Source organism: Flavobacterium difficile (assembly GCF_011392115.1).
Classification (GTDB): Bacteria; Bacteroidota; Bacteroidia; order Flavobacteriales; family Flavobacteriaceae; genus Flavobacterium; species Flavobacterium difficile.
In genome coordinates this window covers 129,027-154,170 of the sequence record NZ_JAAJBT010000002.1, presented here as the reverse complement: position 1 = coordinate 154,170, position 25,144 = coordinate 129,027, and the positions used below count along the sequence as shown (strand labels likewise).

Below are 25,144 nucleotides of genomic sequence, written 5' to 3'. Positions count from 1 at the left end.
CTTTTGTTGTATTGCTTTTTTTAACAAAGCAACAAAACAAAAGGATGCCGTTCCACCCACGGCTAGAAAACAACAATAGCTTTTCAAATGAAAAATTGCAGAAAAGCAATAAATCAACGACTATCTTAAAAAATGCGATTTTCATTAATTTTTTATTTAAATTTGTGAAGCTATTTACTTGTAAAACATTGGAAAGTAGTAGCTAAAATAAATAGTCAAGTCCGAAATTAATGCAGTTGTCATGAACGAAAAAGTAGCCATTCAAACCTTACCTCAAGAAATTCAAAACATCAATCAAGGCGAAGTACAATTACATGAGTACTTAATTTCAAAAAGTGTAACAAAGAACAAAGTACAACTTAATAAAAATGTATTTAGTTTTTTATTAGACGGAACAAAGGAGCTAATTACGCACAATAAAACAACACTAATTGAAAGTGACAAATTTCTATTAATAAAATCGGGGAATTGCTTAATGAGTGAAAACATTTCTTTAAGTAATAATTACAGAAGTATGCTGCTTTTCTTTCCCGACCAAGCAATAGAAAACTTTCTAACAAAATATAAATTCGACAAAAAATCGAATGCAAACGATGCCCCTTTTTTAATTTTTAAATATGATACGATAACTACGAACATCGTAGAAAATTTAGTACACTTAAAAAACCATCCTAAAGCCTTTTTAGATACAATTTTACCTTTAAAATTAGAAGAAATTTTAATGCATTTGGTACAAAAAAACGGTGTCGATTTTTTATATAACTTTTTACATCAAACTAACGACAGCAATAAATCGTTTATTGAAACCATTCAAAAAAACGCCTTAATTAATTTAAGCATTCAAGAACTTTCCTTCTTGTGTAACATGAGTGTTTCTACATTCAAAAGAAAATTTGAAAAAGAATTTCAAACTAGCCCCAAAAAATGGTTTCAAGAAAAGAGACTGGAACATTCCGACTACTTACTAAAAACCAAAAAAATGCGACCAGCAGATATTTATGAAGATGTAGGCTTCGAGAATTTCTCTAGTTTTGTGCAAGCGTATAAACATAAATTCGGAATTACTCCGAAACAATCACAATTAAACAGTTGAACTTTTAGCAACATTTTTTGAGCCTTTCTAATAAAAAGAATAGTAACAAAAAAGATAAATTTGTGAATCAATTTTAAAATTTATAAAAATGCGTAAAACAATTTTATTTTTTTCAGTATTCGTTTTATTTTGTAGCACATTATTGGCACAAAAAACATTCACATTAACGAGTAAAGATTTAGGAGGTTCATTTACAAAAACCAACGAATTCAATGGTTTTGGATGTAATGGAGATAATGCTTCTCCACAACTAAGCTGGACAAATGTTCCAGAAGGCACTAAAAGTTTTGCTATTACGTGTTATGATCCAGATGCGCCAACTGGTGCAGGTTGGTGGCATTGGGTAGTTTTCGATATTCCAGTAAATAACTTAGAGATGGTCGCAAAAGCTGGTAATCCAAGTTTAAACTTAGCGCCTAAAGGTGCTATTCAAAGTATGACGAGTTTTGGCGCAACAGGTTTTGGCGGACCATGTCCACCTGAAGGCCACGGAATCCATACTTACATTTTTACCGTATATGCTTTGAAGACGGATAAATTAGGATTAGATGCCAATTCAAATCCAGAATTAGTAGGGTATTATTTATGGGCCAATACCTTAGCTAAGGCAAGTATAGTTACCTATTACCAACGATAACAGTAACAATCTTCAACTTTAATTACCATACAATTATGTATAAAGTTTAAGCTAATTAAAAATTAAAGTTGTATCATTTCTAACTAAAAAAAACAATCTAATCCAACTACATTATGAGTACAATCGTAAAAGCCATGGCGGCACATCAAGCATCTGGTGTATTAGAGCCTTTCGAATATGAATTACCAGAAATCAGCAGTGAAGAAGTTGAAATTGCAATTGAACATTGCGGTTTATGCCATTCCGACTTGTCCATGTTAAATAACGAATGGGGAATCACATCGTTTCCTTTCGTACCTGGACATGAAATTGTTGGAAAAATAGTAAGTCTTGGTAATGTAGCTGCATCAAAAAATTTAACTATCGGTCAAACTGTAGGTGTGGGTTGGAATGCAAGTTGTTGTCAACACTGTGAATCATGTATCAACGGACAACAACAAATGTGTTCAAACGGACAAGCAACTATTGTGGGTAATCATGGAGGATTTGCTAACAAAATTAGAGTCAATTGGATGTGGGCCATTCCAATCCCTGAAAATATTGATTTTGCAGAAGTAGGACCTCTTTTGTGTGGTGGAATTACCGTTTTTTCTCCTTTATTACAACACAATATTTTACCAACCGCACGAGTTGGAGTTTTTGGAATTGGTGGATTGGGTCATATGGCACTTAAGTTTTTAAAAGCTTGGGGCGTAAACCTTACCGCTTTCACCTCGTCATTGGATAAAACAGAGGAACTTAAAGCCTTTGGCGCGCAACATGTTGTATCGAGTGTAGATACAGATGCTTTAACTAAGTTACAAGGAACTTTCGACTTACTAATTATTACAGCTAATGTAAAATTAGATTGGGACAGCATTACGGCCTTATTGGCTAACAATGGAAAATTACATTTCGTAGGCGCTATTCTAGAACCTATTCCGGTAAATATTTTCCCACTTTTATTAGCTAAAAAAAGTATTAACGCGTCTCCAACTGGTTCACGTGCTGAAATTGACACCATGTTGAAATTTGCCGCACAACACAACATTACACCACAAACTGAACATTTTCCATTATCAAAGGCCAATGAAGCGATGGCACACTTACACAGTGGTAAAGCAAAATACAGAATTGTATTAGATATGGATTTGTAATTTAAATTAATTATCAAAAGCAATACAAATAGTAACATCAAAAAAATATTTGTATTTGAATGCAACAAAAAACATCAAATTATTAACTATAAAAAAGTTATTATGGCAACAACTAGAAGAGCAACAGCCGTTTGGAACGGAACAGGATTAGAAGGCACAGGAAGCTTAAATTCCTCTAACAAATTTTTTGATAACACACCTTACAGTTTTAAATCTCGTTTCGAAAACGAAGACGGAAAACTTGGTACAAACCCAGAAGAATTAATTGCAGCAGCTCACTCAGGTTGTTATGCAATGGCTTTAAGTTTCGCCATCAGTCAAGCTGGATTTACACCTGAAGAATTAAAAGTAGAGGCCAAAGTAATTCTTGATGCCGTTGAAGAAGGCTTCGCAATAACCAACATCGAATTACATTTAGTTGGCAAAGTTAGTGGCATGGAAGAATCGCAATTTAACGAATTGGCAGATGCAGCTAAAGTGGGATGTCCAATTAGTAAGGCATTAAGTGCTACACCTATCACTTTAAACAAACAATTTATTAAATAACTTAAAAAGTAAAAATATGAACATAACCTTAGAACAAGCAGAAGCAGTTATTGCAGCAGCTAAATTAAAAGCTACAGAAATTGATACAAAAATGGACATCTGTGTAGTAGATGCTGGTTCCAACTTAGTTGCCTTTGCACGTATGGACGGCGCTTGGATTGGATCCATTGACATTTCGTTCAAAAAAGCAAAAACTGCAGCATGGTTTACTATGGATACGGCAACTTTAACACCTTTAGTAAAACCAGATGCACCTTTATTTAATATCGAGCACAGTAATGGTGGACTGATAACTTTCCCAGGTGGTGTTATCATTAAAAACGCTGAAGGAACAGTAATTGGAGCTATTGGCGTAAGCGGAAGTAGTGTAGAAAACGACCATATTGTAGCTGAAGCTGGCGCAAAAGTGATAGCATAATCAGAATAAACTCCCCATTTTATTCAACTAAAGCCTTTCAAACTCATTGTTTTGTTAGGCTTTTTTTATTGTAAAATAACTTATTCATTACTTTAAGCATTTAATCTTTAAATTTGTATCTCAAACTATAAATCATATAGTGAATGGACAACAACAGAATATATCGATTACTTTTTTCAAGCGTTTACCCATTATACCTTCAAAAAGTGGAGAAAAAAGGCCGAACTAAAGCCGAATTAAATGAAGTAATCTTTTGGCTAACAGGTTACAACGAGGAAACTTTACAACAACAAATTGATGGAAAGAATGACTTCGAAACATTTTTTGTGCAAGCCCCACAAATCCATTCAAACGCTCATAAAATCACAGGCGTTATTTGCGGCTATCGCGTTGAAGACATTGAAGATAAAGTGGTTCAACAAATTCGCTATTTAGACAAATTGGTAGACGAATTAGCGAAAGGCAGAAAAATGGAAAAAATTTTGAGAATTTAAAATTTATAAAAATGATTTTAAAAGAAGACATTTATAAAAGAATAGAAACTGACTTTGGTACAGAATCAAACAAAGCAATTGAAATTCTTTGTCACGCAATTGAAAAAACAGACTATCTCAATACGGATAGAATAATTCGTTGTATCGTTTTTCTGTCTAAAGGAAATTTAAACGATTTACAAAAATACATTATTGCTGCCGCAAATGATCCAAGAGATATCATACTATGGGCAGAATATGAAAAATTATCAGACGATTTTAACTACAAAAGATTAAGAGATTTCAATATTTCTTTTGAAGTAAGTAAAATTAATGTGCGTGTTTAATCCAAAAATCTTTGTCGTCACAATCGTCAATAAGCATGATATTCAACAGGCTCTAATGAAAAAACTAAAAATAATAAAGTTACATCTGACAATTCGTAGCTAAAAATGATAATGAATATCAAAAAATACAAACTTACATTTTTATCGGTAATTTCAATTGTAGGAATACTAATTGGAATTCCATTAGACTTTTATGGTATGACGTTAACTGGTGGTGCAAGTTTAGCAGGAGTAGTTATTTTTGGCGTGGTAATAGGATTAGTAGTTTTATTGATTGTAGATAGAGTTTTGGTTTCAATATTTGATCCAAAAAAAATATCAATTATTGAATTAGGTATTTTCGTGATTCTACTAACCATCTTTTTGATTAGAATTGATTAAAATATTCTACTTTTGTCTAAAATAAAACAATCATCATGCAAACTATTGAAACAGTATTAGAATCAAACGACGAAATTGCCATTATTGAAGCAGTAGGGACTCACATTTGGGCGAAAAAACAAACTGGCGATTTAAATCATTTCGAACTCACTTTTGTTTATGTTGATATTTTCGAAGCAGCTATGAATGAAGGTGGTTTACACTACTTTTTCAATACAGAGAGTGGTGACTTCGCTAAAGAAATCATTCAAGCATATAAAGATATTAATGCCACAAAAACAGCAACTTTGCTTACTAAAGCCTTTCAATTATTTACAGTAAAATACACTTCAAATACAGAAGACAGAAAAAAGGTAATTGAAAAAATGGACGAAAAAAGTATCTCTGGCTGGGAAGATTTAGATGAATTGTTCTTTTCTGAAGAAGAGGAAGATGTGGTTAATTTAATTGTTGACTATATTCGAAACAACAAAAGTAAGTTTATGAACTAAGGCTGTAACAAGTTTTCATTTCTTTCGTCTTACATGTAAATTTAATACGAAAAACTTTGGAAACTATATTAAAGATTACCAACCTACATAAAAAATATCGCAAAGTACATGCGGTAAATAACGTTTCAGTCGAAATTAAAAAAGGAAACGTATACGGAATTTTAGGACCAAATGGTTCTGGAAAATCAACTACTTTAGGAATTGTGTTGAATGTTGTAAATAAAACTTCAGGAGAATTCCAATGGTTTGATGGAAAATATTCTACTCATGATGCCTTAAAAAAAGTAGGTGCCATTATTGAGCGACCTAATTTTTATCCTTACATGACGGCTGAAGACAATTTAAAATTAGTCTGCAAAATTAAAAACATCCCTTTTACTAAAGTTTACGAAAAATTAGAACTAGTAGGACTTTTAGAAAGAAAAGACAGTAAATTTAAAACGTTTTCTTTAGGGATGAAACAACGTTTAGCTATAGCTTCTGCCCTACTAAACGATCCAGAAATTCTAATTCTAGACGAACCCACAAACGGTTTAGATCCACAAGGAATTAGACAAATTAGAGATTTAATCCGAATTATCGCCAATCAAGGCACCACTATACTTTTAGCTTCTCACTTGTTAGATGAAGTAGAAAAAGTATGTTCTCACGTAATTGTAATCAGAAATGGAGTAACCTTATACCAAGGAACTGTAGATGGCATTACAGCTAACGAAGGTTTCTTCGAATTAGAATCTGAGAATCTAGAAAATCTGAAATTAGCTTTACAACATTTTTCTCAAATTGAAAAAATTGAAAAAGAAGAGAATAAATTAGTAGTCTATTTAAAATCTAATTTAGAACCCGCTGAATTAAATTCTTATTTATTCCAACAAAACATCACCTTAACCCATTTGGTAAAACGAAAGCACAGTTTAGAAGAACAATTTTTAGAATTAACGAAACATTAATTTAAAATTCAAGTTCATAAATCAATTTTAAATAGTGTAACATCACAGATTTGAGAAATTTTATTAATTTATATAATCTGTTCAATCTGTGTTCCAATACAAATATTCAATTTTATAACCAACTCAATGTCAAGTTTAATTTTCACAATGCCTTTAAACTTTATAAACCTTTAAATAAAAAAAATGAAAAGATTACTCGCGATAGAATTACAAAAAATTTGGCAAAATAAAGCCAGTAAAATATTAACAATTACATATTTCATTACGCTTGGATTAGTTTCCTTAATTGCTTCTATTGAATTTGAACTTGGACCACTAAAATTTGAAGCCGCAAAAAGTGGACTGTTCAATTTCCCATACATTTGGCATTTCGGAACGTATTTTGCTGCCTGGTTAAAATTATTTTTAGCAGTGGTAATTGTCTCTATGATTGCCAACGAATACAGTTACGGAACTTTAAAACAAAACTTAATTGACGGAATGAGCAAAAAAGAATTTATACTTTCAAAATTCTTAACCATTTGTTTATTTGCCTTAGTATCAACAGTATTTATCTTTTGTATATCATTAATTTTAGGTTTAAAATTTTCATCATACACAGAAGCTGGAATTATTTTCTCTGATTTAGAGTATTTTTTAGCTTATTTTATAAAATTATTAGGCTTCTTTTCTTTCTGTTTATTTTTAGGCGTCTTAATTAAACGCTCTGCTTTCGCTCTTGGCTTTTTATTTATCTGGTGGATTTCCGAAAACGTAAGTATTGGAATCTTAAAATATGAAATTTTCAACTATAAACGAGGTGATGATACAATTTTTGATACCATAAAACAATATTTTCCTTTAGAATCAATGTCGAATCTTATAGTAGAACCTGTTACTCGATTGAATTTTGTAAAATCTGTAGGAAATACTGTTGGCGCCGATTTCTCCAAAGATTATAGCGTACATCCTGAACAATTAGCAATTGTAATAGCGTGGATTTTTATTTTTATGTTTTTATCCTTCAAAATTCTTAAAAAACGAGATTTATAGTATCTTTGCAGATGCTATGAAAAAAATAATATCAATACTTTTTACACTTTCATTTACGGTTAGCTTTTCGCAAAATATAACTGTAAATGAAAGTTTTACACCACAACAATTAATTGAAAACATACTCGTAAATAGCGGTTGTGTTTCGGTCTCTAATTTTTCTGCAAGCGGTGGAAATTTTGGTACTGGCGAATTAAGTTACGGTTATTTTAATGCCAACGGCTCTTCTTTTCCTTTTCAGGAAGGAATTCTTTTAACTACGGGAAAATTAAATTCAGCCATTGGGCCAAATGCTAACTTCTCTGATGATGGCAATGGATTAACTTGGAATGGCGATACAGATTTAAATAACGCTTTAGGGTTATCCAACACATTTAATGCCACTGTTTTAGAATTTGATTTCATCCCAAATGCAAATAATATAAGTTTTGAATATATCTTTTCCTCAGAACAATATTTATTAAATCCAACTTCTAATCAATGTAATTTTACTGATGGTTTTGCTTTTCTTTTGAAAGAAGCAACAGCCACGACTTACCAAAATTTAGCATTAATTCCAGGAACTACCACGCCTGTTCGAGTGAATACCGTTCGTGGAAACGGAACAATTTGTCCGTCAGCAAATGAAGCCTATTTTGATGCTTTTAATACTGGAAATTATCCAACAACTTTTGAGGGTCAAACCAAAATATTAACAGCACAAGCTGTAGTTACTCCAGGAACTTTATACCACATTAAACTAGTTATTGCCGATGAAGGAAACGGCCGTTTCGATTCTGGAATTTTCTTAAGAGCTGGAAGTTTTATTTCAGAAAAAAATTTAGGGGTTGATCGATTACTTGCAACTGGAAATCCGTTGTGTGCGGGTGAAAATATCACACTTAATGCAACTCAAACTGGCGCAACTAACTACCAATGGTTTCAAAACGGAAATCCAATTTTTGGCGAAAACAACGCTACTTATAACGTAACAACTGCAGGAAACTATGCTGTAGAAATTGACATCAACACAAGTTGTACTTTAACTGGAAAAATTGAGATTGAATATGCTCCAAATTTAACTATTGCGAATACCAATTTTGAAGTTTGTGATACGAATATTGATGGTTTGGCTCCATTTGATTTAGCTACCATTCAGACACAAATTTTTAGTAGTTTGCCAACCAATTTCACTGTGGCACTTTTTGATTCGACAACTTCCACAACACCATTACCTTCAAGTTATACGAATACTAATGATTTTCAACAGATCATTTATGCTAGAATAACCAATATTGCAAATTGCTACGGAAATATTCCAATAACCTTAAATGTGAATGTTTTTCCTCAAATATTTACAGATGAAACCATAGGAATTTGTAATAACACACCAACAAACATTAGTGCTCCAAGCGGTTACACTTACAGTTGGAATACAGCTACGACACAAACTTCACAAACTATTACAGTCGCTAATGCAGGAACTTATACCGTAACCATTACAAATGCTAACAATTGTAGTAAAACAAAAACATTTACGGTTGTAAATTCTGAAATTGCAACAATCACAAATATAGAAGTAAACGATTTTAACGAAAATCTAACCGCAACCATAACTGTTACAGGAAACGGAGATTATGAATATTCTTTAGACGGTATTACTTATCAAAGTAGTCCAGTTTTTAATGTATTAGATGCAGGAGAATATACTATATATGTAAATGATAAAAACAATTGTGGAATCGCTTCTGAAACATTTTACGCCCTAAGTTATCCAAAGTTTTTCACGCCAAATGGCGATAATTACAACGATACTTGGCAAATTGAAAATTTAGATAAAAAAGGATTAGAAAATAGCAAAATTTATATTTTTGATAGGTTTGGAAAACTTATAAAACAAATTAGTGGAATGGGTTCAGGTTGGAATGGTAATTTTAATGGAAATCCGGTTTCATCTTCTGATTATTGGTTTGTTTTAGAATTAAACAATGGAAAAACCATCAAAGGACATTTTACTTTAAAACGATGATCAAGAACCTACTTTTAGTTTTAATTGGTGGAGGATTTGGCAGTGTAGCCAGATATTTACTGAGTTATTTTTTCACTAAAAACAATGCTACACATTTTCCTTGGGCAACATTTACTGCTAATCTGTTGGGATGTTTACTAATTGGCTTACTTTTTGGTTACATTCAGAAAAATAATTTGCAAAACGAAACTCTAAAACTTTTATTAATAACAGGATATTGCGGAGGCTTTACAACCTTTTCAACCTTTAGTATAGAAAACATTCAATTTATTCAAAATCAAAATTATTACTTAGCCATATTGTATACGTTAACTTCAATTTTTATGGGGTTTTTAGCGGTTATCTTAGGTTTTAAAATTTTTAATTAATGACACATTTAAACACGACTCAAATTACCGAGTTACAACAACTTTTATCGAATCCGAAAAAAATCGCTATTATTCCACATAGAAATGTAGATGGAGATGCCATGGGTTCTACTTTGGGTTTGTATCATATTTTAAAACAACTGAATCATTCGATTACTGTTGTGGTACCAAATGAGATTCCAGACTATTTACAATGGATTCCAGGAACAAAAGAAGCAACTATAATTTATGAAGGCGCCAACGTTGGTGAAGCTATCCAAAAATTAAAAGATGCTGAACTCGTTTTTACCTTAGATTTCAATGCTTTTCATCGGGCTGGTGAACAAATGGAAAGTGTTTTAAAAACCTTAGAAGCTACTTTTATCATGATTGACCATCATGAAAAACCAGAGGATTATGCCAAATACCTATTTTCAGATATTGCGTACAGTTCCACTTGCCAAATGGTATACGATTTTGCACAACAGTTACAAATGAATCACCTCATAAATTTAGACGCTGCTACATGTTTGTATACTGGAATTGCAACTGATTCCGGCGGATTTCGCTTTCCTAGAACAACAGGAAATCTTCACAGAATTGTAGCTGATTTAATTGACAAAGGGGTTGATAATTCGCAAATTCATATCAATTTATATGATAATGGCGATTATAACCGATTACAAATTTTAGGAAAAGCCCTAACCAATTTAAAAGTTTTACCCGAATATAAAACAAGTTACATTACACTTTCGCAAGAAGAACAAAATGCTTTACAAGTTAAAAAAGGCGATACAGAAGGTATTGTGAATTACGGATTAACTATTAAAGACATCGATTTTACAGCTTTTTTCACAGAAGTAAAAGAAGAAAATATGATTAAAATTTCTTTCCGTTCGCAAGGAAATTTCGATGTAAATCAGTTTGCTAGAAATCATTTTAATGGTGGCGGACATAAAAATGCTGCTGGAGGAAAATCTTTTGACAGTTTAGAAGATACAATAACTAAATTTATTGCTATTTTAGCAATCGAAAAAAAATAAATTTCATTCGTATGAAAATTTTCAAACACTTAGTTCTTATTGCGATAGCCACTTTTCTAACTTCTTGTTCAGAAAAACAAGCTCGTAAACCCATTTCGCATTCGTCCGGTTCTTTTATGAAAGAATCGATTGATAGAAATAAAAAATTGAATGCTGAAGAAAAAGTAGCCATCACAAAAATTATTCAGAAAGATACTTCTCATATTTATAACATCTCTGAAAAAGGATTTTGGTATGCGTATCAAACAAAAAGTACCGAAAATGTATTTCCTAAAAAAGGTGACGTGGTAACTTTCGATTATGAAGTAACAGATTTGTATGGTAATTCTATATATACTTTAGAAGAATTAAAAAGACAAACCTATTATGTAGACAAACAAAACATCATGAATGGTCTACGAAACGGCATAAAATTGATGCATCAAGGTGATAAAGTTAAATTTATTTTCCCTTCACAATCGGCATACGGATATCATGGAGACGATAATAAAATTGGTACAAATCAACCGATAATTTGTATCGTCACTTTAAAAGAAATTAAATCTGAAACTACTGAATAACAACATTTAAAATGAAAAGAGTATTAATCACATTACTTTCCATAACTACACTTTTGTTTTCCTGCAAAAATGAAGGGACAAAAAACGAACTTTCAGAAGGTTTATATGCTTTTGTGGAAACTTCAAAAGGAGATATAACCATAAAGTTAGAATTTGAAAAAACACCTTTTACTGTTGCCAATTTCGTAACACTTGCAGAAGGTAAAAACAACTATGTAAGTCCAAATTTCAAAGGTATTCATTTTTATGACGGCTTAACTTTTCACCGAGTGGAATCTAATCCACCAATGTGTCAGGGAGGAGATCCAACTGCAACAGGACAAGGTGGACCAGGTTATAAATTTAAAGATGAATTCCATCCAGAATTAAATCATGGAAAAGCAGGAATTTTATCTATGGCTAATTCTGGACCAAACACAAATGGTTCACAATTTTTCATTACTACGCAAGCTACACCTTTTCTAGATGGAAAACATACTGTTTTTGGAGAAGTCGTAGAAGGATTAGATATCGTTAATACAATTTCAGTTGGCGATCCAATCAATACCATTAAAATCCTAAGAATTGGACAAGCTGCCAAAAAGTTTGACGCGGTAAAAGTATTTAAAGAATATTTTGAGAAACAGGCCGAACTACAAAAACAATTAGAATCCGTTAAAGCCAAAAAAGTATCTTTTTTTAATGATATAAAAGCGACAGGAACAAAAACAAAATCTGGATTAATTTACAAAATAGTTCAAAAAGGTTCAGGAAAAAAACCAAATAATGGTCAGAATGTTTTTGTAAATTATGCAGGATTTCAAGAAGATGGAACATTGTTTGACACCAGCTATGCTGATGTAGCAGAAGAAAACGGAGTATTAGATAAAGCTCGAAAAGATGCAGATGGTTATGCACCATTCCCTTTTAGTTATGGTGCAAAAACAGGATTAATTCAAGGATTTATTGAAGGTTTAGAAAAAATAAATTTCGGAGATAAAATCGTCTTAATTCTTCCAAGTCATCTAGGATATGGAGCTCAAGGAGCAGGACCAATTCCGCCGAATGCCACAATTATCTTTGAAGTTGAAATATTAGAAAAAAAATAAAGATCAAAATAAAATAAATTTAAAATGAAAAAATTAGTACTACTACTTTGCGCCTTAACGTTAACTGTTTCGGTAGCGCAAACCAAAAAAGCAAAAGATAAGTCAAAAAAGGTTCCTGTTAATGAAATCATTGCAGAAATCTATACGAGTAAAGGTAAAATTGCATTGCAATTAGAATATGTAAAAACACCCATCACGGTTGCTAACTTCATTACTTTAGCAGAAGGTACGAATACTTTCGTAACCAACGACAGAAAAGGAAAACCTTACTATAACGGATTAAAATTTCATAGAGTTATTGCAAATTTTATGATACAAGGTGGATGCCAATTAGGAAATGGGTCTAGTGATCCTGGTTATAAATTTCAAGATGAATTTGATGCGAGTTTAAGACATGATAAAGCTGGGATTTTATCTATGGCAAATTCAGGACCAGCTACTAACGGTTCACAATTTTTTATTACTCACAAAGAAACACCTTGGTTAAATGACAAACACAGTATTTTTGGGCATGTAATTGAAGGACAAGCTGTTGTAGATGCAATTGCGCAAGATGATGTAATTGAAAAAGTCGTAATAATAAGAAAAGGTAAATTGGCAAAGAAATTTGATGCGGTTAAAGTATTTGCTGACTATATGAAAATTAAACCTGAGCTTGATAAAAAAGCGGCAGAAGAAGCTAAGATTAAAGCAGAAGCCGCAGCAAAATTAGAAGCAGAAAGAAGACAAAAAGAAGCGGAAGCAAAAGCTATTGCTGATGCTGAATTAAAAGCAAAACTAGGAACTATTTTAGCGGCAAAAGTAGCTGAATTTAAAATGCTAAAAGCAAAAACTATTACAACGCCTAGCGGATTACAGTACAGTATATTGAAAAAAGGTTCTGGAGTAAAACCTACAGAAGGTAAAGACATTTATGTACATTATGCAGGCTATTTAGAAGATGGAACATTGTTTGACAGTAGCTACGAAAGTATTAATAAATTGTACGGAAAATTTGACCAAAATAGAGCCAATCAGAACGGTTACCAACCTTTCCCGTTTAAGTATGGAAACAAAGGTGGATTAATACCAGGGTTTTTAGAAGGTATAAACAATATGAATTTTAATGATAAAGCTATTTTCTTTATTCCTGCTAATTTAGGATATGGTGCCAAAGGCGCTGGAAACGTAATTCCGCCAAATAGCAACATTATTTTTGAAGTTGAAATTTTAGAAAGTTTGCCAACTACAAAATAAGTAATATCATTTTAAAACAAAAGCTGTCTAAAACTTTACTTTGTCAATCTGAACTCGTTTCAGACTCTGGAATAAATTCAGGACGACAAAAGTATTTAGACAGTTTTTTTATTCTTTAATAACAACACTTAAACCTACACCAATAATGTTAGGTACAAATCCGTATTTCGATTTTGGAGAAAATTGAACTGTATATTTCCCTTTTTTGAGCGCGATTTTTTCTTTCATTAAAAACTTAACGTCACAAATATCTCCTAAGCATTCCCCATTTTTAAAATCAACTACAACTTCACCTTTTTCAATAGAACCGTCAGGCTTTGTCACTTCAAAACTTATAGGAAATTCATTCATTTCTGAACCAAACACATGACTAATTTCAATGAAAACGGAGTAGTTTTTTCCGTCTTCTAAAATTTCAAAGGTATGTGTTTTTACATCTTTTTCCTTCCAACGTTGTGCTTCAATATTGTTTTCAAATTCACGATACACTTGTGTTCTGTCGCAAGAAAGTGAAACAAATAGCATAAACAAGACGAAAATTATTTTTTTCATATAATATAGCTTAAAGTTTCTACTAAAATAAGAAAAAGGCATTGTAATTGCTTACTTTTGCATATAATTTAAAAAAATGGCTAGAATTTTATCTATAGATTACGGATTAAAACGAACTGGATTAGCAGTTACAGACGATTTTCAAATTATTGCAAGCGGCTTAACAACTATTCCATCTGTGGAATTGATTTCGTTTTTAAAAACCTACTTTACTAAAGAAAATGTAGCCACAGTAATTATCGGCGAACCCAAACAAATGAATGGTTTACCAAGTGAAAGCACTGAGATTATTGAAAAATTTATCATTCAATTCCAAACCGAATTTCCATCGATGAAACTGGAACGAGTTGATGAACGTTTTACCTCAAAAATGGCTTTTCAAACGATGATTGATAGCGGATTAAAGAAAAAACAACGCCAAAATAAAGGCTTAATTGACGAAATTGCCGCTACAATTCTCCTACAAGATTATTTGAATTACAAGAAATAAATAGTAAATTTGAATTTAAGATTTACGAGTTTAGAAATACGAAACTTGAAGCTTGAAACCTAAAACAAAAAAATAACAAAATGAATTTAGAAAGTCCAAAAACAAACGTAGCACAATCTGCTGAATATATTTTTAATGCATTAACAGATATTAAAAATTTTGAAAAATTAATGCCCGAAAACATCGCCAAGTTTGAAGTAATTGATGAAAATTGTTTCGAATTTGGTTTAAAAGGTATGCCAGAAATTAAATTGGTTAAAAAAGAAGCAACTCCAAATTCAAAAGTTATTTTAGGTGCTGCATCAAGTAAATTACCATTTACATTAACAGCAAACATTACTGCTATTTCTGAAAGTTCAACTGATGTTCAATTATTTTTCGAAGGTGAATTTAATGCCATGATGGCAATGATGGTTAAAGGACCAATTACTAAGTTTATTGAAACATTAGCAGGAAATATGAATAAATTGTAATTTTTATTTAAGATTTACGAATTTATCATTTAAAAAAGCGGCTATTTATTGGCCGCTTTTTTTCTATTGTATTTCTATCTTGTCAATTTTCAATTGAAAAGCTTCATTTTTTTTATTACCGATTAAAAAAACCAATTCTTCAAAAGCAGGACTATTGTAATTAGGCAAATTTAAATCGCGACCCCTAAATGAGGGATACATATCCTTCATGTTTACGGTAATGGTTTGCCATTCTCCATTGGTTTGAAACGTGGTGATATAAGAATAATAAGTAGCTATTTTATCTTTAATTCGCAGTTGGTAGGCTTTGCCATCTCCTTTCAAACGCACTACAAGCTTACTATCTGAGTCAGTTGGTATTTTATCAAATTGATACCTCACCGAAGAAAAACCTCCATAATTTTCAGTAGAAACGGCGCCAGAAAACACTCCGTTTCCCGCTTCATCTAAAGTAAATTTACCTTCAGATCGTCCGCCCATAACTACATCGTCAACAATCACCCAATCTGAGATAGAAGCATTTTTAGTAAAATCGAAAACCAATTGAGTATTCATAGAAAAAAAGAGAACTATTAAAAATAAAAATTTCATAATCAAAACAGTTAATATGAAACACAAAACTAATCATAAACTACCCAGAATCATTTAAATTACAAATACTTTAATATCTGTTTAAGCAAAAATGAATTAGAGATAGAATAAATTAATAAGCTATTTTTTTATTGTTGTTCCGAAAACAAAATCGTTTTAGTATAAGTTAAAATTCCAATTTAAGTCTGAATTATAAATCAACTTTCCTTTTACAATTTCTAACGGACACTCAAAATTATTGGTATACAAACCACCAGTTCCTAAACCTTGTGGCATTTTACTATTTAAAGTATAAGTAAATTGTGCGATAGCATTTAAACCTACATTGCTTTCTAAAGCAGAAGTAATCCACCAACCAATGTTAAGTTTTTCAGCTATTTCTATCCATTCCAAGCTACCTTTTATTCCACCAATAAAACTAGGTTTCAAAATAATATATTGTGGTTGTAGGGTTGCTAAAAGTTTGACTTTATCTTCATAAGCAAAAACACCGATTAATTCCTCGTCTAACGCAATTGGGAAAGGTGTTTGTTGACAAAGTTGTTGCATGGCATCAAACTGACCCGCTTTAATAGGTTGTTCGATACTATGTAAATGATATTGTGAAAGTAATTGGAGTTTTTCCAAAGCTTCATCTGGAGAAAAAGCACCATTTGCATCTACACGAATTTCAATCGTATCAGCATCAAAATGATTTCTGATAAAAGCTAACAAAGCTAATTCTTGTTGAAAATCGATAGCGCCTATTTTTAGTTTTATGCAAGTAAAACCTTCGGCTAATTTCTCTTCAATTTGTTGTTTCATATAGGCTTCGTTGCCCATCCAAACCAAACCGTTTATCACAATTGCTTCATTTCCTTTAGTAAAATCAGAAGGAAATAATTCGAAAGTCGATTCCGCTTGCAACGACAAAAACGCCATTTCAACTCCAAATTGTAGGGATGGAAATTCAATTAATTCATTCCAAAGTTGGTCTTTTCCTAAATGAATATGTTCACAAACCCATTGCAGTTTTGCTTCATAATCTGGTCTATCATCAATAGACAAACCACGCAACAAACCGCACTCTCCTACTCCGATTTTTCCCTTATCTTCTAATAGCAAAAACCAAGTTTCTTTTTCTGTTAGTATCCCACGAGATGTACCACTTGGGCGTTTAAAGTTAAGGATGTATTTTTGGTAAGTTGCTTTCATAAGTTAATGAGACAATAAGTCAATTTTCAAGGTGCCAATTATTAAATTTTATTCTAAAATTCTTAAAATCTTTTTAAAATTATCCGTTGGAAAACCTCTTTTTTCGAAATCCTCAAAATCGAATTTGGTTTGTGCAAGCCAACTTTTACTTGATGAAACATTATTGTCTTTGTACAATTTATGAATGGCTTTGGCTTCAGCAATTTTACCTGAAAACAGATAAACGTGTGCTAGTTTCAATTGATATAATAATTCCGAAGAATTTTTATCAATTGCTTTTTTGTATTGTTCTTCTGCTTTAACAAATTGTTTATGGTATAGATATATATCGCCTAAAGCACTATAATCGTTATCCTTAGCATATTTTTTTTCAATAATTTCCTTTTGAATGATAGCTATAGCTTCATCCGATTTCCCTTTTTTAAATAAATCAAAAGAAGTGGTTCTAATTTTATCTAAATAATTTTGTAATTCTCCTGATTGTGTTAAACTTTCTATTGCAAGGCTTTGCATAATATTTGTTTTTTCAATCGCCAACAATTGTTTGTATTCGCTGTATTTGTATTTAGCAGCAAATACTTTTAAAAAAGTAGCTAGATAATTACTTTTATTGGACACCATTTTAACAGTAGCTAATTTCTCTGCTTCTGCTAAAAGTTCTTTTTTTGTAGCCGCATTCCAACCTCTACTGGCATTATAGTCGACCCATGAAACTACTTCTAACACAATTTTGGTACTCATTACCCAATTTTTATTTTCGAAAGCAAACCAAACATTTGGTGCATTATCAAAGCATTTAGTGTTTTTTATTGAAATAACTTTACTGTCTTTGTTCACTGCTTCTTTAACAAAATAACAAGCATTTTCTAATTTTCCATCTTTTAAAAACTGATTTCCAGCTTTTTCAGAAGTATAAATTCCATAAACACAAGTATCGTCTCCAGAAAGAGAATTCGTTAATGTAATTGCTCCGGCTGTTCCTTGGCTAATTCCTGTCGGATCGGGTATCGCTTTTAAGATTGAAGCTAAGCTTGTGGTAATTTTTCCATTTTCATCAATTAAAGAAATTCGAAATACAAATTCGGAAGCACCTTCTGGTAAATCATCAATTTTTACTAAAGTACGATTACCTGATGCGAGTTTAATTTCTTTAGTGAAAGCGCGTTCTTTATCCCAAAAACCATCTTTTTGTGCGAAAGAAAATTGTGTGACAAGTAATAATAAGAGTATTTTTTTCATTTTCTGATAGGTGCGCAGAAGTTGCGGATTTTTAGAATTTATTTTTTTGAAACACATAGGCACATAAGTTTTTCTGTTTAAGATTAAGACGCTTTGCTTTAAATAGTTTACATTAGAAGAACTTAAAGCTTTTCTAATGTTTTCTTTTTCAAACAATGCAACAAAAAATCTATGTGCCTGTGTGTTTCAACAGCTAACAATTTTTATACCAAACTTTACAAATCGATACTTTGACCGATTTCTAACAACATTAAATCTTTTCCTTTTTCGAAGAATTTGCGTTTCGCATCTTCATGATTGATTTCGATATAACCGAAAGTGTCATAATGATAACCTAAAACTTTGTCACAATTAACAAAATCTGAAGCAATAATGGCATCTTCCACATCCATCGTAAAATTACTTCCTATAGGTAAAATCGCTAAATCTAAATTTGTTCGCATCGGAATTAACTTCATATCCATAGATAAAGCGGTATCTCCAGCGATATAAATGTTTTTATGTTCGCCTTCAATTACGAATCCACCAGGTTGTCCGCCATAACTTCCATCTGGAAAAGAAGAAGTATGAACAGCATTTACATATTTTACATTTCCGAATTCGAAATCCCAACTTCCTCCATGATTCATCGGATGAAATTGAAAACCTTTGTTTCCGTAGTGTGACGCAATTTCGTAATTTGAAACGATAACAGCATCTGTTCTTTTGGCTATAGTTTCTACATCTAAAATATGATCTTGATGCGCGTGTGTTAACAAAATATAATCGGCTTCAATTTCATCTATGTTAATGTGTGACGCTTTTGCATTTCCTGAAATAAAAGGATCTACTAAAATGTGAATGTCGTTGATTTGAATGCCTAAACAAGCATGTCCGTAAAAGGTAATTTTCATAATTTAATATTTATGTGGTTAAAATTTATCCTGAAATTAATTTTAATGATATTAAAATGGCGTACAAAAAAGTAGATAAAGCAACCTTTTTCAGATGCGGATCAAATTCATTTGGAGTAGCCATTGCAACAATTTTAGTTATAGTTGTATTGTGTGATATAGCTAAATAGAAAAATAAAATAGAAAACCCAAGATTACCATTTTTAAAATCAAATAAAAATAGTAGGTAAAGTATAACTGGTACAAAAATTAAAATTCTTTGATACCATAACCCAAATTTCAACCCAAACTTAACAACCAAAGTATTTTTATTTGCAATTCTATCATTTTCGATATCGCGCATGTTGTTCAAATTTAGAACTGCTGTGCTTAACATTCCAATTGCAATGGCTGGTAAAAACAATTTAATATCGATACTTTTTGAATATAAAAAGTTACTTCCAACAACAGCAACTAATCCGAAAAAAATAAAAACGAAAACATCTCCAAAACCGCTATATCCGTAAGCGTTATTCCCAACAGTATATTTTATGGCTGCAGCAATAGAAGCGATTCCTAACACTAAAAAAGTAATCGAATACACAAAATTTTCTTGTCCAAAAGCGAAATAAATCAAAGCCACTGCTAACACAAAAGCAATAATTCCGTTGATGATAATTGCTTTTTTCATTTGTTCTGAAGTAATTTCTCCAGATGCTACTAAACGTTTTTCACCAATTCTGTTGGCGTCTGTACCTTTAATTCCGTCACCATAATCATTTGCAAAATTGGATAAAATTTGAAAAGACAAAGTAGTTAACAAAGCCAAAACAAAAATAATCCATTCAAATTTATTTTGGTAATAAGCATAAGCACTTCCTACCAAAATTCCAGAAATGGAAAGTGGTAAAGTTCGTAAACGTGCGGCTTGAATCCATGATTTTGTGTTCATATTATAAAAGTACATAAATCAATAATCCTCCAAAAAAAACAGAAAAAGGAGCGGATAATTTTAAATAAATTGGCTCCAAGGCTTCTGCTGCTTTCTTTGAAAATTTATTGTGGGTTTTAATTGGCAACATCATAAGTAATACTGCCGAAATTATTAAAAAATAACCTATTACACTTAAATAAAACTGATACATATTTTCTTTAGAAACTATAATAAAGCACAGACCAATTATTAACCTAATTGATAATTCGGCATAATTTATAAAATAAGTGCTTCCCGCTTTAGCAATTGTATTTCTCACTTTTTCTGGATTAAAAAACATTTGTAGTCCAGCGTAAATTAGAAAAATTCCAAAAATAAAAAGCGAAAAAAACGCAACATTTTCCATATTTATTATAATTTAATTCCTAATCCTAAATTAAAAAAATGAACATTGAAATTCTTTTCAATTGGAAGATATTTATACGAGGTTTCTATGTAAAAAGCCTTTTTAAAATAAAATCTTGCTCCAGGCTGAAGTGAAATTGTTTGATTGGATTGATTTACTTTGAATTCCTGAGTATTAAAAGTATAATCCTGAGGATCAAAAGAACCAAAATTACTTTTATAAATCGTATATTTATAGTTAAGAAATGTGTATCCCAGATTAAAAAAAGGCTTAAAACCAGAATTTTCAACATTAAATTCGATACCTAAATTTGGATTAAAAAACCAGGCATCATTGTATACTATACTAGATTTTTTTCTAAAATCTCTACCATTTAAATAATCTACAGATAAGCCTGCTTGAACATTTATGACTTCAGTAGAAAATAACAAATATCTTGCATCCAATCCTGCTATTCCATTATACGAATCAGAAATTACATTAGCATTTCTAAAATTGCCTGTATAATGCAATCCAACAGAAAATGATTTTTTTTCTGTAGCAATTGTTTCTTCTTGAGCCTGAGCTAAACTAAAACCAAATAACAATAAGAAACTACACTTTTTTAAAATCTTCATTTTAAGGTAAATATTTCTTTTCAAAATTAGGTTTACGTTTTTCTAAGAATGCGTCTCTACCCTCTTTTGCTTCATCTGTCATGTAAGCTAAACGTGTGGCTTCACCTGCAAAAACTTGTTGTCCTACCATTCCGTCATCTGTTAAATTCATGGCGAATTTTAGCATTTTAATAGACGTTGGTGATTTGGCTAAAATTTCTTGTGCCCATTCGTAAGCCGTATCTTCTAACTCGGCATGTGGTATTACAGCATTAACCATTCCCATTTCAAAAGCGTCTTGAGCGGAATAATTTCTTCCTAAAAAGAAAATTTCTCTAGCTTTTTTCTGACCTACCATTTTGGCTAAATAAGCGGAACCATAACCGCCATCAAAACTCGTTACATCGGCATCCGTTTGTTTGAAAATAGCATGTTCTTTACTCGCTAAAGTTAAATCGCAAACTACGTGTAAACTGTGTCCGCCACCAACAGCCCAACCTGGAACTACACAAATTACAGCTTTTGGCATGAAACGAATCATACGTTGAACTTCTAAAATGTTTAATCTGTGGTAACCGTCTTCACCCACATAACCTTGGTGTCCGCGTGCTTTTTGATCGCCACCGCTACAAAAACTCCAAATGCCATCTTTAGAACTTGGTCCTTCTGCAGATAGTAAAACTACTCCAATGGAAGTATCTTCTTGCGCGTCATAAAATGCATCAATTAATTCTTTTGTTGTTTTTGGTCTGAAAGCATTGCGTACATCAGGTCTGTTAAAAGCAATTCTGGCTACACCATCACATTTTTTATACGTTATATCTTCGTATTCTTTTACGATTTTCCAGTTGATATTTGACATTTTGAATATTTTTTTATCAAAAATACTTCAAAAATACTTTAATTTGCAAAAGCTGTACATATTTTTATGAAATTCAAATCCGCTTTTAGCACTTACAATATTATAATACTTTTACTACCAGCACTTTTGGTGCTACTTATTGGTATTTTTACAGAAGAGGACAGCCAATTAATAATTTTCCCACCATTAGGAATTTTTGCGCTTTTATTAGTAATATTTACACTTTTGTACTTTACTACTAACTATGAAATACAGAAAGATATTTTAATAATTTCAATGTTTTTTTATAAAACAAAGATTAAAATATCAGAAATTAACGTACTTAAACATTCCAATTCTATTATAAAAACCAACTTATACAAACCTGGTTTCCATCATAAAGGAATAGAAATTTTGTACCACAAATACGATGATATTTTTATCTCACCAGAAAACAGAGACCAATTTATTGCCCAATTACTAGAAATCAATCCCAACATTGAAATAAAAAAATAATGAAAATTCGCATACTACTAGCAATTACTTTTTTAACCTTAGCCTGTAAAGACAAAACCAACGATTTTTCAAATAAAAATGGCACACAAAAAAATCAAGGTGAATTTTTTGTAGCGTTTAACGAATTAAGTGCCGATTATTGTAATAAAAAACAAGCTGACATTGCCTTTCAATACAACAAACTAATCAATAAAAATGAATTTTACGGCCAATTTTTAGTGGCTAAAAATGGTAAAATTTTGTTTGAAGATTATCAAGGGTTTGCTTACAAAGAAAAAGAGGATAAAAACAGAAAAAACAAACCTTTACATATTGCATCTGTTAGTAAAGTATTAACTGCAGCTGTAATTTTACGAATGGTAGATCAAGGAAAGATTGGTCTAGATGATAAAGTTTCAAAATATTTAAAAGACTTTTTCCATGAAGACATTACGGTAAGAATGTTGTTAAATCACCGTAGTGGCTTGCGTCATTATGGCTATTTTATTGAACGCGATGTGAAATGGGACAAAAAAAAACGCATTACTAACCAAGATATTTTAGATTTAATCAATTCTGGAAAAATTCATTTAGAAAGTAAACCTGGAACGCGTTTCGCTTATTGCAATACCAATTATTCGTTACTAGCTTTAATTATTGAAAAAGTATCCGGAATGCGTTATCATAAGGCGATGGACAAATTACTTTTCAAACCATTAGGCATGAAAAATAGTTTTGTTTTTGATTACGAAAAACATCATGATACGGTAAGTCAAACGTATAAAGCAAGTAAATTACGATTGGCATTTGACCATTTAGATTTGGTGTATGGCGATAAAAACATATATTCAACTGCACGAGATTTACTGAAATTTGATTTAGCCACTTATTCAGATAAATTCTTCAGCAAAAAAATTAAAAAAGAAATTTTTAAAGGATACAGCTACGAAGCTAAGGGTGAAAAAAATTATGGTTTAGGAATTCGCTTGCGTGAATGGAAAGAAGCCCCAACTTTAACCTATCATAACGGTTGGTGGCATGGAAACACTTCGTCATACATCACTCAAAAAACGGACACTTTAACCATTATTGCCTTGTCGAATAAAATGACGCACAAAACCTATCAAACTAAAAAATTTATTGCGTTATTTAATGCTAAATATCCCGTAAAATTAGATGCTAGTGATGTGGGTGGCGCAAATGAATAAGTAGCATTTACGATTTAAGAATTACGATTTAAGAATTACGATTTAAGAATTACGATTTTGGTTTTTCTAAAGTTTGCTGTTTTATGACGCAATAATTGCATATTATTTTCGTTACATTTAAAAAAACAAAATGCTAGTAAAATCGGCCCTTTCTTTAGTATCAATTTTGCTTATTAATTACGCGTATATAAAAAGCACTATTCAATCAAATAGAAAACAAGCAGCGCAATCCTATAAAAATGCTGCAAATAAATCGGAATCCTTAAATCAGATTCGAAAACAATTCACTAACCATTTAGTTACGGATATCATTCCGCAATGGTATGGCACAAAATGGTCATTTGACGGTTACTCTGAAATTCCAAAATCTGGCAGTATTGCTTGTGGTTATTTCGTTTCTACAACGCTTCGAGATGTTGGACTAAACGTAAATCGCTATAAACTCGCACAAAAAGCACCTTATCATGAAGCTAAAGTCATTGCTTGTGGCTCAGCGATTGAAACGCTTCAAAACAAAACCAAAGAGGAACTAAAAACATATTTTTTAACTTATAAAAAAGACGGTTTGTATTTCATAGGATTAGATTTTCATGTCGGTTTTATTTTAAAAGAAAGCCAAAACGTTTACTTTATTCATTCCAATTATTTTAATAATTCCGGACCAACCAAAGAAAAAATTGAAGATTCAAAGGTCATGAATAGCAAGGTGTATCATTTTTGCAACATCACACACAACGATGTTTTACTTAAAAAATGGTTAAATAATGAAGTGATTGCTACAAATTAAAGAAGCAAAATAGTAACCGTAGCAGAAAATTTCCTAATTTTGCAAAAAATTTCGAATCATGATTTTACCAATATACGGATATGGCGAAGCAGTTTTAAGAAAAGTTTGCGAAGACATTCCACAAGATTATCCAAATTTATCGGAAACCTTAAACAACATGTACGAAACCATGTACAATGCGTATGGTGTAGGATTAGCAGCACCTCAGGTAGGCTTACCGATCCGATTATTTGTGATTGACACAACTCCATTTGCTGATAGTGATGACGTTTCCAAAGAAGAAGCAGAACAATTAAAAGGTTTCAAACAAACGTTTATCAACGCGAAAATTCTTAAAGAAGAAGGTGAAATTTGGGGATTTAACGAAGGTTGCTTGAGTATTCCTGATGTTCGTGAAGATGTTTTCAGACATGACACCATTACTATTGAATTCTTAGACGAAAATTTCGTTAAAAAAACAGAAACTTATAACGGCCTGATTGCCAGAGTTATTCAACATGAATACGATCATATTGAAGGCATTTTATTCACCGATCACCTTTCAATGTTAAAGAAAAAATTAGTGGGTAAAAAACTGCAAAACATCATGGAAGGCAAAGCCAGACCTGATTACCGAATGAAATTTGCCAATTTAAAAATTAAGTAAAAATTAAGGATTTCAAGTTTGTTTTTGAAATATT

At 31.5% G+C, this 25,144-nt stretch carries 32 protein-coding genes; 23 read left to right on the top strand and 9 right to left on the bottom strand.

The genetic code is table 11. The annotated features are described in order from the left end of the window. Window positions 1-241: 241 nt before the first annotated feature. From G4D72_RS03635 to G4D72_RS03555, 17 genes are all read left to right on the top strand, one after another. Window positions 242-1,093: a helix-turn-helix domain-containing protein gene (locus G4D72_RS03635; protein WP_166076256.1), complete on the top strand. Its 852-nt coding sequence runs from the start codon at window positions 242-244 to the stop codon at window positions 1,091-1,093. 88 nt (window positions 1,094-1,181) lie between these two features. After that, window positions 1,182-1,730 (top strand): YbhB/YbcL family Raf kinase inhibitor-like protein, encoded by a 549-nt coding sequence (locus tag G4D72_RS03630; protein ID WP_166076255.1) that lies wholly within the window; start codon window positions 1,182-1,184, stop codon window positions 1,728-1,730. A 113-nt stretch (window positions 1,731-1,843) separates the two neighbouring features. Further along, window positions 1,844-2,866: an NADPH-dependent aldehyde reductase Ahr gene (gene ahr, locus G4D72_RS03625; RefSeq protein WP_235922444.1), complete on the top strand. Its 1,023-nt coding sequence runs from the start codon at window positions 1,844-1,846 to the stop codon at window positions 2,864-2,866. Between the two features lie 102 nt (window positions 2,867-2,968). After that, window positions 2,969-3,412, top strand: coding sequence for an OsmC family protein (locus G4D72_RS03620; RefSeq protein WP_166076254.1), 444 nt, complete (start codon window positions 2,969-2,971; stop codon window positions 3,410-3,412). A 16-nt stretch (window positions 3,413-3,428) separates the two neighbouring features. Then, window positions 3,429-3,830, top strand: a complete 402-nt coding sequence (locus G4D72_RS03615) for a GlcG/HbpS family heme-binding protein (RefSeq protein ID WP_166076253.1) — start codon at window positions 3,429-3,431, stop codon at window positions 3,828-3,830. A 143-nt stretch (window positions 3,831-3,973) separates the two neighbouring features. Continuing rightward, window positions 3,974-4,324 (top strand): DUF2200 domain-containing protein, encoded by a 351-nt coding sequence (locus G4D72_RS03610; RefSeq protein ID WP_166076252.1) that lies wholly within the window; start codon window positions 3,974-3,976, stop codon window positions 4,322-4,324. Between the two features lie 11 nt (window positions 4,325-4,335). Then, window positions 4,336-4,650, top strand: a complete 315-nt coding sequence (locus G4D72_RS03605) for a hypothetical protein (RefSeq protein ID WP_166076251.1) — start codon at window positions 4,336-4,338, stop codon at window positions 4,648-4,650. 111 nt (window positions 4,651-4,761) lie between these two features. After that, window positions 4,762-5,031 carry a hypothetical protein gene (locus tag G4D72_RS03600; RefSeq protein ID WP_166076250.1) on the top strand — a complete coding sequence of 90 codons (270 nt, stop codon included), beginning with the start codon at window positions 4,762-4,764 and terminating at the stop codon, window positions 5,029-5,031. A 35-nt stretch (window positions 5,032-5,066) separates the two neighbouring features. Then, window positions 5,067-5,522 carry a DMP19 family protein gene (locus G4D72_RS03595; protein WP_166076249.1) on the top strand — a complete coding sequence of 152 codons (456 nt, stop codon included), beginning with the start codon at window positions 5,067-5,069 and terminating at the stop codon, window positions 5,520-5,522. A gap of 56 nt (window positions 5,523-5,578) precedes the next feature. Next, a complete protein-coding gene (locus G4D72_RS03590) occupies window positions 5,579-6,472 on the top strand; it encodes an ABC transporter ATP-binding protein (protein ID WP_166076248.1) in 894 nt (297 codons plus the stop codon). A 183-nt stretch (window positions 6,473-6,655) separates the two neighbouring features. Further along, window positions 6,656-7,504: an ABC transporter permease gene (locus G4D72_RS03585; protein WP_166076247.1), complete on the top strand. Its 849-nt coding sequence runs from the start codon at window positions 6,656-6,658 to the stop codon at window positions 7,502-7,504. Window positions 7,505-7,520: 16 nt separating this feature from the next. After that, window positions 7,521-9,512, top strand: a complete 1,992-nt coding sequence (locus G4D72_RS03580; protein ID WP_166076246.1) for a T9SS type B sorting domain-containing protein — start codon at window positions 7,521-7,523, stop codon at window positions 9,510-9,512. Continuing rightward, complete coding sequence (gene crcB / locus G4D72_RS03575) at window positions 9,509-9,880, top strand: fluoride efflux transporter CrcB (protein WP_207784852.1); 372 nt, start codon at window positions 9,509-9,511, stop codon at window positions 9,878-9,880. Before G4D72_RS03580 ends, crcB begins: the two co-directional genes overlap by 4 nt. Further along, window positions 9,880-10,902 carry a DHH family phosphoesterase gene (locus tag G4D72_RS03570; RefSeq protein ID WP_166076245.1) on the top strand — a complete coding sequence of 341 codons (1,023 nt, stop codon included), beginning with the start codon at window positions 9,880-9,882 and terminating at the stop codon, window positions 10,900-10,902. The genes crcB and G4D72_RS03570 overlap by 1 nt, the downstream gene beginning before the upstream one ends. Window positions 10,903-10,913: 11 nt before the next feature. Then, the gene (gene gldI / locus G4D72_RS03565) at window positions 10,914-11,462 is read left to right on the top strand and encodes a gliding motility-associated peptidyl-prolyl isomerase GldI (protein WP_166076243.1); all 549 of its coding nucleotides are present in this window, start codon (window positions 10,914-10,916) and stop codon (window positions 11,460-11,462) included. An 11-nt stretch (window positions 11,463-11,473) separates the two neighbouring features. Then, window positions 11,474-12,550 carry a peptidylprolyl isomerase gene (locus tag G4D72_RS03560; RefSeq protein WP_166076242.1) on the top strand — a complete coding sequence of 359 codons (1,077 nt, stop codon included), beginning with the start codon at window positions 11,474-11,476 and terminating at the stop codon, window positions 12,548-12,550. Window positions 12,551-12,574: 24 nt separating this feature from the next. After that, window positions 12,575-13,786: a peptidylprolyl isomerase gene (locus tag G4D72_RS03555; protein ID WP_166076241.1), complete on the top strand. Its 1,212-nt coding sequence runs from the start codon at window positions 12,575-12,577 to the stop codon at window positions 13,784-13,786. A gap of 108 nt (window positions 13,787-13,894) precedes the next feature. On the opposite strand, the gene G4D72_RS03550 is transcribed toward G4D72_RS03555, so the two are convergent. Next, entirely contained in the window at window positions 13,895-14,338 is a 444-nt protein-coding gene (locus tag G4D72_RS03550; RefSeq protein WP_166076240.1) for a gliding motility lipoprotein GldH, read from the bottom strand. A gap of 76 nt (window positions 14,339-14,414) precedes the next feature. Here G4D72_RS03550 and ruvX point away from each other — a divergent pair, with 76 nt between their 5' ends. Both ruvX and G4D72_RS03540 read left to right on the top strand, forming a co-directional pair. Continuing rightward, window positions 14,415-14,828 carry a Holliday junction resolvase RuvX gene (ruvX, locus tag G4D72_RS03545; protein WP_166076239.1) on the top strand — a complete coding sequence of 138 codons (414 nt, stop codon included), beginning with the start codon at window positions 14,415-14,417 and terminating at the stop codon, window positions 14,826-14,828. Window positions 14,829-14,908: 80 nt separating this feature from the next. Further along, on the top strand, window positions 14,909-15,301 hold the full coding sequence (locus tag G4D72_RS03540; RefSeq protein WP_166076238.1) for an SRPBCC family protein: 393 nt from the start codon (window positions 14,909-14,911) through the stop codon (window positions 15,299-15,301). Window positions 15,302-15,364: 63 nt separating this feature from the next. On the opposite strand, the gene G4D72_RS03535 is transcribed toward G4D72_RS03540, so the two are convergent. The 8 genes from G4D72_RS03535 to G4D72_RS03500 all read right to left on the bottom strand — a co-directional run bounded on the left by G4D72_RS03535 (window position 15,365) and on the right by G4D72_RS03500 (window position 21,995). Beyond that, window positions 15,365-15,892 carry a CIA30 family protein gene (locus G4D72_RS03535; RefSeq protein ID WP_235922443.1) on the bottom strand — a complete coding sequence of 176 codons (528 nt, stop codon included), beginning with the start codon at window positions 15,890-15,892 and terminating at the stop codon, window positions 15,365-15,367. Between the two features lie 156 nt (window positions 15,893-16,048). Continuing rightward, window positions 16,049-17,086 (bottom strand): o-succinylbenzoate synthase, encoded by a 1,038-nt coding sequence (locus tag G4D72_RS03530; RefSeq protein ID WP_166076237.1) that lies wholly within the window; start codon window positions 17,084-17,086, stop codon window positions 16,049-16,051. Window positions 17,087-17,134: 48 nt separating this feature from the next. Next, a complete protein-coding gene (locus G4D72_RS03525) occupies window positions 17,135-18,325 on the bottom strand; it encodes a tetratricopeptide repeat protein (protein WP_166076236.1) in 1,191 nt (396 codons plus the stop codon). A 215-nt stretch (window positions 18,326-18,540) separates the two neighbouring features. Beyond that, complete coding sequence (locus G4D72_RS03520; RefSeq protein WP_166076235.1) at window positions 18,541-19,218, bottom strand: metal-dependent hydrolase; 678 nt, start codon at window positions 19,216-19,218, stop codon at window positions 18,541-18,543. A gap of 25 nt (window positions 19,219-19,243) precedes the next feature. After that, the gene (gene menA, locus G4D72_RS03515; protein WP_166076234.1) at window positions 19,244-20,149 is read right to left on the bottom strand and encodes a 1,4-dihydroxy-2-naphthoate octaprenyltransferase; all 906 of its coding nucleotides are present in this window, start codon (window positions 20,147-20,149) and stop codon (window positions 19,244-19,246) included. 1 nt (window position 20,150) lies between these two features. After that, entirely contained in the window at window positions 20,151-20,537 is a 387-nt protein-coding gene (locus tag G4D72_RS03510) for a hypothetical protein (RefSeq protein ID WP_166076233.1), read from the bottom strand. Window positions 20,538-20,542: 5 nt separating this feature from the next. Further along, entirely contained in the window at window positions 20,543-21,154 is a 612-nt protein-coding gene (locus G4D72_RS03505) for an outer membrane beta-barrel protein (protein ID WP_166076232.1), read from the bottom strand. Window position 21,155: 1 nt separating this feature from the next. After that, window positions 21,156-21,995, bottom strand: coding sequence for a 1,4-dihydroxy-2-naphthoyl-CoA synthase (locus tag G4D72_RS03500; RefSeq protein ID WP_166076231.1), 840 nt, complete (start codon window positions 21,993-21,995; stop codon window positions 21,156-21,158). A 66-nt stretch (window positions 21,996-22,061) separates the two neighbouring features. On the opposite strand from G4D72_RS03500, the gene G4D72_RS03495 reads away from it, so the two are divergent. The 4 genes from G4D72_RS03495 to def all read left to right on the top strand — a co-directional run bounded on the left by G4D72_RS03495 (window position 22,062) and on the right by def (window position 25,110). Then, the gene (locus tag G4D72_RS03495; RefSeq protein WP_166076230.1) at window positions 22,062-22,490 is read left to right on the top strand and encodes a PH domain-containing protein; all 429 of its coding nucleotides are present in this window, start codon (window positions 22,062-22,064) and stop codon (window positions 22,488-22,490) included. Next, window positions 22,490-23,677 carry a serine hydrolase domain-containing protein gene (locus G4D72_RS03490; protein WP_166076229.1) on the top strand — a complete coding sequence of 396 codons (1,188 nt, stop codon included), beginning with the start codon at window positions 22,490-22,492 and terminating at the stop codon, window positions 23,675-23,677. Before G4D72_RS03495 ends, G4D72_RS03490 begins: the two co-directional genes overlap by 1 nt. 130 nt (window positions 23,678-23,807) lie before the next feature. Beyond that, window positions 23,808-24,464, top strand: coding sequence for a hypothetical protein (locus tag G4D72_RS03485; protein ID WP_166076228.1), 657 nt, complete (start codon window positions 23,808-23,810; stop codon window positions 24,462-24,464). Window positions 24,465-24,522: 58 nt separating this feature from the next. Beyond that, the gene (gene def, locus G4D72_RS03480) at window positions 24,523-25,110 is read left to right on the top strand and encodes a peptide deformylase (RefSeq protein WP_166076227.1); all 588 of its coding nucleotides are present in this window, start codon (window positions 24,523-24,525) and stop codon (window positions 25,108-25,110) included. Window positions 25,111-25,144: the final 34 nt, after the last annotated feature.

Excerpts from the sequence above, each read along its gene's own strand:
- G4D72_RS03635 (WP_166076256.1), top strand. The coding sequence starts at position 242 with ATGAACGAAAAAGTAGCCATTCAAACCTTACCTCAAGAAATTCAAAAC.
- G4D72_RS03630 (WP_166076255.1), top strand. The coding sequence starts at position 1,182 with ATGCGTAAAACAATTTTATTTTTTTCAGTATTCGTTTTATTTTGTAGC.
- ahr (WP_235922444.1), top strand. The coding sequence starts at position 1,844 with ATGAGTACAATCGTAAAAGCCATGGCGGCACATCAAGCATCTGGTGTA.
- G4D72_RS03620 (WP_166076254.1), top strand. The coding sequence starts at position 2,969 with ATGGCAACAACTAGAAGAGCAACAGCCGTTTGGAACGGAACAGGATTA.
- G4D72_RS03615 (WP_166076253.1), top strand. The coding sequence starts at position 3,429 with ATGAACATAACCTTAGAACAAGCAGAAGCAGTTATTGCAGCAGCTAAA.
- G4D72_RS03610 (WP_166076252.1), top strand. The coding sequence starts at position 3,974 with ATGGACAACAACAGAATATATCGATTACTTTTTTCAAGCGTTTACCCA.
- G4D72_RS03605 (WP_166076251.1), top strand. The coding sequence starts at position 4,336 with ATGATTTTAAAAGAAGACATTTATAAAAGAATAGAAACTGACTTTGGT.
- G4D72_RS03600 (WP_166076250.1), top strand. The coding sequence starts at position 4,762 with ATGAATATCAAAAAATACAAACTTACATTTTTATCGGTAATTTCAATT.
- G4D72_RS03595 (WP_166076249.1), top strand. The coding sequence starts at position 5,067 with ATGCAAACTATTGAAACAGTATTAGAATCAAACGACGAAATTGCCATT.
- G4D72_RS03585 (WP_166076247.1), top strand. The coding sequence starts at position 6,656 with ATGAAAAGATTACTCGCGATAGAATTACAAAAAATTTGGCAAAATAAA.
- G4D72_RS03580 (WP_166076246.1), top strand. The coding sequence starts at position 7,521 with ATGAAAAAAATAATATCAATACTTTTTACACTTTCATTTACGGTTAGC.
- crcB (WP_207784852.1), top strand. The coding sequence starts at position 9,509 with ATGATCAAGAACCTACTTTTAGTTTTAATTGGTGGAGGATTTGGCAGT.
- G4D72_RS03570 (WP_166076245.1), top strand. The coding sequence starts at position 9,880 with ATGACACATTTAAACACGACTCAAATTACCGAGTTACAACAACTTTTA.
- gldI (WP_166076243.1), top strand. The coding sequence starts at position 10,914 with ATGAAAATTTTCAAACACTTAGTTCTTATTGCGATAGCCACTTTTCTA.
- G4D72_RS03560 (WP_166076242.1), top strand. The coding sequence starts at position 11,474 with ATGAAAAGAGTATTAATCACATTACTTTCCATAACTACACTTTTGTTT.
- G4D72_RS03555 (WP_166076241.1), top strand. The coding sequence starts at position 12,575 with ATGAAAAAATTAGTACTACTACTTTGCGCCTTAACGTTAACTGTTTCG.
- G4D72_RS03550 (WP_166076240.1), bottom strand. The coding sequence starts at position 14,338 with ATGAAAAAAATAATTTTCGTCTTGTTTATGCTATTTGTTTCACTTTCT.
- ruvX (WP_166076239.1), top strand. The coding sequence starts at position 14,415 with ATGGCTAGAATTTTATCTATAGATTACGGATTAAAACGAACTGGATTA.
- G4D72_RS03540 (WP_166076238.1), top strand. The coding sequence starts at position 14,909 with ATGAATTTAGAAAGTCCAAAAACAAACGTAGCACAATCTGCTGAATAT.
- G4D72_RS03535 (WP_235922443.1), bottom strand. The coding sequence starts at position 15,892 with ATGAAATTTTTATTTTTAATAGTTCTCTTTTTTTCTATGAATACTCAA.
- G4D72_RS03530 (WP_166076237.1), bottom strand. The coding sequence starts at position 17,086 with ATGAAAGCAACTTACCAAAAATACATCCTTAACTTTAAACGCCCAAGT.
- G4D72_RS03525 (WP_166076236.1), bottom strand. The coding sequence starts at position 18,325 with ATGAAAAAAATACTCTTATTATTACTTGTCACACAATTTTCTTTCGCA.
- G4D72_RS03520 (WP_166076235.1), bottom strand. The coding sequence starts at position 19,218 with ATGAAAATTACCTTTTACGGACATGCTTGTTTAGGCATTCAAATCAAC.
- menA (WP_166076234.1), bottom strand. The coding sequence starts at position 20,149 with ATGAACACAAAATCATGGATTCAAGCCGCACGTTTACGAACTTTACCA.
- G4D72_RS03510 (WP_166076233.1), bottom strand. The coding sequence starts at position 20,537 with ATGGAAAATGTTGCGTTTTTTTCGCTTTTTATTTTTGGAATTTTTCTA.
- G4D72_RS03505 (WP_166076232.1), bottom strand. The coding sequence starts at position 21,154 with ATGAAGATTTTAAAAAAGTGTAGTTTCTTATTGTTATTTGGTTTTAGT.
- G4D72_RS03500 (WP_166076231.1), bottom strand. The coding sequence starts at position 21,995 with ATGTCAAATATCAACTGGAAAATCGTAAAAGAATACGAAGATATAACG.
- G4D72_RS03495 (WP_166076230.1), top strand. The coding sequence starts at position 22,062 with ATGAAATTCAAATCCGCTTTTAGCACTTACAATATTATAATACTTTTA.
- G4D72_RS03490 (WP_166076229.1), top strand. The coding sequence starts at position 22,490 with ATGAAAATTCGCATACTACTAGCAATTACTTTTTTAACCTTAGCCTGT.
- G4D72_RS03485 (WP_166076228.1), top strand. The coding sequence starts at position 23,808 with ATGCTAGTAAAATCGGCCCTTTCTTTAGTATCAATTTTGCTTATTAAT.
- def (WP_166076227.1), top strand. The coding sequence starts at position 24,523 with ATGATTTTACCAATATACGGATATGGCGAAGCAGTTTTAAGAAAAGTT.